The organism is Finegoldia sp. (assembly GCF_046991905.1).
In the GTDB taxonomy this organism is placed as follows: Bacteria; Bacillota; Clostridia; order Tissierellales; family Peptoniphilaceae; genus Finegoldia.
This window is the reverse complement of record NZ_JBKWZF010000066.1, coordinates 1-7,208: the sequence shown is the minus strand read 5'-3', so window position 1 is coordinate 7,208 and position 7,208 is coordinate 1. Positions and strand designations below refer to the sequence as shown.

General features: G+C 31.5%; 7 protein-coding genes and 1 pseudogene. All 8 read right to left on the bottom strand.

The annotated features are described in order from the left end of the window. Positions 1 to 127 precede the first annotated feature (127 nt). Positions 128 to 1,687 (bottom strand): cell wall-binding repeat-containing protein, encoded by a 1,560-nt coding sequence (locus tag ACLUJM_RS12035; protein WP_412412908.1) that lies wholly within the window; start codon positions 1,685 to 1,687, stop codon positions 128 to 130. Between the two features lie 19 nt (positions 1,688 to 1,706). Beyond that, complete coding sequence (locus ACLUJM_RS12030; protein WP_412412907.1) at positions 1,707 to 2,459, bottom strand: peptidylprolyl isomerase; 753 nt, start codon at positions 2,457 to 2,459, stop codon at positions 1,707 to 1,709. Further along, positions 2,449 to 3,297, bottom strand: a complete 849-nt coding sequence (locus ACLUJM_RS12025; protein WP_412412906.1) for a S1 RNA-binding domain-containing protein — start codon at positions 3,295 to 3,297, stop codon at positions 2,449 to 2,451. Before ACLUJM_RS12025 ends, ACLUJM_RS12030 begins: the two co-directional genes overlap by 11 nt. A gap of 12 nt (positions 3,298 to 3,309) precedes the next feature. Beyond that, positions 3,310 to 4,200 carry a YitT family protein gene (locus tag ACLUJM_RS12020; protein WP_412412905.1) on the bottom strand — a complete coding sequence of 297 codons (891 nt, stop codon included), beginning with the start codon at positions 4,198 to 4,200 and terminating at the stop codon, positions 3,310 to 3,312. Positions 4,201 to 4,315: 115 nt separating this feature from the next. Further along, positions 4,316 to 5,122, bottom strand: coding sequence for a metal ABC transporter permease (locus ACLUJM_RS12015; protein ID WP_412412904.1), 807 nt, complete (start codon positions 5,120 to 5,122; stop codon positions 4,316 to 4,318). Next, positions 5,115 to 5,756: a metal ABC transporter ATP-binding protein gene (locus tag ACLUJM_RS12010; protein ID WP_412412903.1), complete on the bottom strand. Its 642-nt coding sequence runs from the start codon at positions 5,754 to 5,756 to the stop codon at positions 5,115 to 5,117. Before ACLUJM_RS12010 ends, ACLUJM_RS12015 begins: the two co-directional genes overlap by 8 nt. A 1-nt stretch (position 5,757) precedes the next feature. Next, entirely contained in the window at positions 5,758 to 6,789 is a 1,032-nt protein-coding gene (locus ACLUJM_RS12005; protein WP_412412902.1) for a metal ABC transporter solute-binding protein, Zn/Mn family, read from the bottom strand. Positions 6,790 to 6,944: 155 nt separating this feature from the next. After that, positions 6,945 to 7,208 (bottom strand): annotated as a pseudogene (locus tag ACLUJM_RS12000) (hypothetical protein); the annotation flags it as partial.

The window sequence follows — 7,208 nt, the reverse complement described above, 5'->3', positions numbered from 1 at the left end:
AAAAAACTGACCTCCTCTAAGTTGGTTTTAGGTCCAACTTTTTGGGGTCAGTTCACTAACTGGGGGTTTTCTTCTTACAAAAAAATCGATGGTATAAACCATCGACTTTTCTGGATTATATTTAATATTAAATCCCAAAAATTTGAACTGCATAATATCTATCATAAGTTTGATCGGAATCTTCATAATATGCTTTAGTAACAAACACTTTGACGTTTATTCTTGTGAATGCTTCTCTCAACATGTTTTCATTATGTCCTTCTGAATTTTTCCAAGCTTCCATTGCGCCACTAGCAGTGTATGGTCCATTATAGATATTTTCTCCATTGATGTTAGAAATATCTGTCACTACACCACCTCTTGGTCTAACGTGTTCAAATAAATGAACAATTTCTGTCGCTCTTGTCTTTGCAACTGGAGTTAAAGAATTATCTTGCTTTAATGCTTTCAATCCATTTTCTTTTCGGTATTGATTCAAAAGTGTGAGTATTTCGTCTGCCATCTCATCATCATAGTGGCCACGAACCATTACAATCGTATCATCACTGATTTGAACTGGGAACTCTTCTTCATTTTCTAGTCCTGGTAATGGCTTCCTACGGATAACTTTTTTTTCAGGATATCTAGAATCAGTCGTTACCGTATCTTCTGACTTGTTATCAAGTATTAAGTCTTTAACTTTTTCTGATACAGTGTTCTTACCACCTACAATGAACATTTCTTCAAAAGAATTGCTTCCGATATATGATTTCACATCACTTGTTATAGATGATTTTGAAACAAGAAGTATTGGTGCTTTTAATTTTTGTGAAAGTGGTGCTGCTACCAATGCATCAACAAAAACTTCCCCGCTTGCAAATATTGCTTTTGTTGGCGCAGTAAAGCTTGCGTTTGCAACTCTGACAGATGTCATATATCTGTTAGATCCAAAGATTCTTTGTGGTTTTACATTAGTAATAGCTTTGATTTCTTGAACAACTTTATCAGAAACTGTATTTTGTCCACCGACTACAAAAATTTTACCTATATTTCCTTTATAGAAAGATTGTAAATAATCTTTTGTGTCGCTAGAAATCTTATTTTTCGATACTAATAATATTGGTGCATTGTGTTTTTGTGCTAAAGACGTAGCGTTAATAGCATCTGCGAATACTTCTCCACTGGCAATAACCAAGTTTTGTTTATCAGATTTTTTGCTATCAAATTTTTCCGAAACAATTTTAGTATTAACTGCGTATCTATCGTATCCATCATATCTAACTACCTTGATTTTTAAATCATTTTCGATATGTTTTTCAACATCTCTGCTTACAGACTTTTCTCCACCGATAATTATTACTTCATCTAAATCTTTTGATTTTAAAAGTTTTTCAGTTGATACATCTAATTTATCTGAATATGTGTAAAGTATAGGAATTTGACCTTGACTCATAACAGTAGAACTTATATTGTCAGGGAATTTAATTGCAGATACAAGCAAAACTTTCTTTGAATTTGGATAATAATCTTCCATTACCTTATTAGCAACAGCAAATCTATCGCGTCCTTCAATTCTATTCAAAGTTGATTGTGCTTTTGTAGAACTTGTCTTGTCATCTTGTTCTTTTGCAAGTGCACCAGTACCTGTACTTAATATCATACTAAATGCTAAACATAAAGCTGCTATCTTCTTTTTAAGATTATTCATTTAAATTCTCCAATTTATCTTAATAAAATTTTTCTATTTTATATTCTTTTTGTAATTTATCTGTTGCATCAATATATGCTTGTTGTTGTCTTAATTGTAATAATGTTTGTTTAACTTCGTTTTTCGCTTCTTCAAAAGATTTTACTTTACCTTCTATCTTATCCTTAATATTTATAATGTGATAACCGAATTGTGTTTTAACAGGTCCTACGATATCTCCGATTTCATTTTCAATCAAAGCATTTTCAAATTCCTTAACCATTTGACCTTGTTGGAATGTTCCCAAATCTCCACCTTGTTCTTTTGATGGACATGTAGAATACTCTTTTGCTAATTGTGCAAAATCACCATCGTTATCGATTTTTTCTTTAATTTCATTAGCCAAATCTTCAGATTCAACTAAAATGTGAGAAGCTGTGAATGTTGGTTGAACTTTGAAATTATCTTTGTGGTTTTCATAATATTCCTTCAAATCTTCATCTGATACTCTAACAGAATTGATTATGTTAGCCATAGCAAAATCCTTCAACAATTCTTCAGCTTGCTTTTTAACTTCCTTTACATATATTTCATCTTTATCTAAGCCTGTTTTTTTAGCATCTAAAAATAAAAGTTTTCTATTGATTAATTCATCAGTTAATCTCTTTTTACCTTCAGGGTTATTAAATTGTGCTCCTCTATAACCTAAAGCCTGAATAAAATTATCAACTTCTGATTGTTTAATTTCTTCACCGTTTACTACTGCTAATACTTTATCTTTGTTATCTTCCATTATTACCTCTCCCTTTACTAGTTAATTTTATTCCGTCTTTATAAAATTGTATCATATTTTCTTTTAATAGTCTTCCTACAGCCCTTTTGAAACTGGACTTAGACATATTAAACGCTGATTTAATTCTATTGGCGTCAGTCTTATCGTTAAAATTGATAAAACCATCTGAATTTTTAAGTTCTTCTATAATTGCATCTGCATCTGAAGATATATGCTTATATGCAGGTTCAAAAAATGACAAATCCAATTTGCCATCAGATTTCACATCCGCAACTCTGCATTTAACTTCTTCTCCTAAATCTACAACACCATTTAATTCACTTGCAGGAATAAGACCTTCATACTTATTATCTACAGCTACAAAAGCTCCTAAACCATCTACTATGTTGTATATAACGCCTTCTACCCAATCGTTCTTAACATAGCCGCTATCGTTTTTCAATAAATTTTTAATTCGCATAGTAAGTGCCAATCTGTTCGACTTATCAATATACAAATACACTAAATATTTTTGACCTTTTACCAATTTTGAAGTTTGTTCCTTAAATGGCAACAAAATATCCTTATCTAAGCCACAATCTAAGAAAGCACCAATTCTAGTAATGTCTTTTACTTCTAGTCTTGCAATCTTACCCAATTCAATCTTAGGTTGCTTCTTCGTTGCCATTAGTTTTTTATTGTCATTGTAAATGAATACATCGACAACATCGCCAACTTTTTCTCCGGAAAGTTCGTCTACATTCATTCTAACAAAATTATTTTCGTTGTCTTTTTTCAACAAAACTTCCGTATTTATCTTATCAATTTTTAAATTCTCTCTTTGTCCTAATTTATACATTTCTTCTCCATTCTAACTCATTCCACCAGGAAGTATTTCAAGCTCTGGATTATCCACTGGATCGTAAGTAAATCCTTCACCAAGCACTTCACTGACATACGAAATACATACGAATGATTTAGGATCAATAGATTTCACGTAATTTTTAATCTTAATATACTCTCCTCTTGAAACAATCGTATTAATAACAAATTTTTCATTATCAGAAAAACCACCAACTGCTTTATAAATAGTGGATCCTCTTGAAATTTGATCTATAATATAAGCGTTAATTTCCTTGTATTTATCGCTCGTTATCATCATATTTACCCTTGTATTTAGACCAGCGATAGCCTTGTCAATGACAATTGAGTTGATACAAATACCAAGCATAGCATACATTCCACTTTTTGTTCCGAAAGTATACATACCAAGTAACACAACAAAAAAGTCTGCTACAAGCATACATTTACCCACATCAATCGAAAAATATTTTCTGATTATCATTGCGATAATATCCGTACCGCCAGTCGATGCACCTTGATTGATAACCAATGCCATACCAGCAGCTGAAATAATAATTCCAAAAATCAAATTAATCAAAATATCATCAGTTAAAGGTTTGAAATTTGGTAGCAAAATTTCAAGTAACGTCGTTGAACTTGCAAAAATAAATGAACAATATATCGACAAAACCCCAAAGCTTTTTCCCAAAATAATAAACGCTATAATATACAAAATAGTATCCATAATCATAACGAAAATACCCGTTGGAATTTGTGGAACAAAAGCATTCAAGCTAATCGCAATACCAGAAATTCCACCAATAGTTAAATTAAAAGGCATTATAAAAAAGAAAAAGCCAAAAGTAAGTATTAATGTTCCCAATGTTAATATTATTATTTTTTTTATCATTTTGTTCATGCTATCGCCTCCTATCCTTTTATTATACTTGTAAAAATTGCAAATTACAACGTTTTATGCACCAAAAAACACCACAAAATAAATTAATTCAAAATTCATAATGCAGTGTTTACAGTTAATTATTTTTTCTAAATTTATTTACTATCATCAAAATTATCAGAACTAAAAGTCCTGTCAACACAATTGAGCCACCTGGTTTTAATTGAAAATAATAAGACATATTGATACCGATAATCGTAAACAATACTCCAAATAAAGACGAATTAATCACAGTTCTTTTAAAAGAATGAGATAACATTATTGCACAAGACACAGGAATAACCATCAAGCTTGAAACCATAAGTGCACCGACAGTCCTAGATGCAATAGCAACAGTGATAGCTATCAAAAAAGTAAATATTTTATTGATAAGTCCCACGTTGATATTAGACAATCTAGCTCCATCTTCATCAAAAATAATATACACTAATTTTTTGTACAACAGCACATAAGTCACAATAACAATAAAACTCACAATAATTACTGTGTACAATTCAATATCTGGAATAGCTACAATAGATCCGAACATAAATGATTGAAAATTCGCAGCGCCAGGAACAAAATCTGACAAGATTGCAGCAAGTCCAATACCGCTACTCATCACAATCGCAGTTGACAAATCAGAACTTTTTGTAAAGTTTTTTCTGATGATTTCTATTCCAAAAGCTGCAATCACGCATACGAAAATCGCTGCTATAACAGGATTTATTCCAAAAATTAGTCCCAAGGCAACACCAGCTAAGGAACTGTGACTCAAAGCATCTCCTACCATGGAGTTTTTCTTATTAACGACAAAGGTTCCTATCAAAGGAACAATAATTGACACTAGTATCCCCACGATAAAAGCTCTTCTCATAAAATCATAAGAAAACATCTCAAACATGTTTCACCTCAACAAATTCATTATCCAATCTAAAAATCCTGTTAAAATAATCTTTAGTAAAATCCAGCTCATGAGTAACCACCAGAATCGTTATATTATGATGAATATTCAAATGCTTCAACAAATCAAACAAATTTTCCTTGCTTCGTTGATCTAGTCCTGCAGTAGGTTCGTCAAAAATCAAAATTTGTGGATCGTTAGCCAACGCCTTTGCAATCATGACTCTTTCCTGTTCTCCACCGCTCATCTTATTGTAGTCGTAATTTTTCTTATCTTTCATTTCTACAATAGACAACGCATTTTCGATTTTTTCATTAGCTTTCATATTCTCATCATCGCTTACATTCATAGCCACGATTTCCCATGCAGTAATAGGAAAAGAAATGCTCTTTTCGTGATTATTTTGAGGAACATATCCAAAACTAAAATTGTCCCTTCCTCCAGCAAATTTTATATCACCATTATCTGCTTTCAGAAATCCTAAAATAAGTTTCAATAACGTAGATTTACCGGAGCCATTAGCTCCGGTTATCCCTACGAAATCTCCTTTTTCGATATTAAAATTTATATCCCTTAATAGCTTTTCGTTTCTATACGAAAAATTCAAATTTTCTACACTAATTATACTATTCATATTATCTTGCTTGTGAGATTGCATCCAAGTTTTTCTCTAACAATGAAAAATAATTGTCCTTTCCATCTTCGATATCTTGAGTCTTAGCTTCTATAGTAGATAACCCAGCAGTCTTTGCGTTGATTTCCTTAGCTAAGGAATTTGCAATCTTATCGCTTTCTCCCATTTCATAAAATGCTGTATTTATCTTATGTGATTTTGCAAAATTAGTCAATTCTTTCATCTTATTTAAATCAGGTTCTGAATCTGAATTAATACCTTCAATAGGAACTTGTCTTATTTCATAATCTCTAGCTAAATATCCAAAAGCTTCATGTGGCACGATGAAATATTTGTCCTTTTGTGGTGCCAAAACTTCAGCGTATTTTTTATCTAATTCTTCAAACTTTTTATCTAATTCTTTGTAATTTTTTTCATAGAAATCTTTGTTTTCAGAGTCAAATTTAATAATAGCTTCATACACATTTTTCATTTGAATTCTAGCTTGTTTTGGACTCATCCAAACATGTGGATCAAATTCACCGTGGTGATGATGTTCATGATCATGGTCGTGCTCTTTTTCTTCGTGGTCATGATCGTGTTCATGTTCTTCATGGTCATGGTCGTGGTCATGTTCTTCTTCAGCTTTAATCTTGTCAATATTTGTAGATGAATCAACTATTTCCGTGTTTTTTAAACTAGATTTAACATCTTCTAACCAACCTTCCAATCCAAGACCGTTAACAATAAGCATCTTTGAATCAGATAAATTTTTAATATCTTGTGCTGTTGGTTCCCAATCATGAACTGTAGCGCCTTTTGGCATAACATTTACCACATCAATTTTATCCTTGGCAATTTCCTTCGCCATGTATTCAATCGGATAGAAACTAACATAAAGTTTATTTGAATCTGTTTTGCTAGTTGATTTGTCGTCTTTTTTTGAAATTTGTTCTTGTGCTTTTTGATTATTAACCTCATTGTTTTGTCTTGCACAACCAGATGCAACACCAATTACAAGAGCCAATAATAATATTTTATAAAGTTTTTTCATAAATCCTCCTATAAATTTCTAATGCAAACTATTTGCATTATCATTTTAGAACTAATTTTAATTTTTGTCAATAATATTATAAAATTTGAAAATTTAATAAAAAAAGAAGCAACTCACGTATGAATTGCTTCTAAAATTTAACTAAATTTTATTGATTAGTCTTCTTTTTTTCTCCCAAGAGATAATCCGAAACCACTAACTATTGATAATGCACCAGCTGCAAGTTTCAATAATTCGTAATCAGCACCAGCTTTTGGCAATTTCTTGCTTTGTCTTACTGGTTTATTTGGTTGTTCTGGTGTTCCCGGTTGTTCTGGTTCAACTGGAGTTACAGGTTCAGATGGTTCTAATGGTGTCCATGGTGTTTCTGTTTTTTCGTAAACATATGTGATTTCTTGTTTAACACCTGGTTTGAAGTT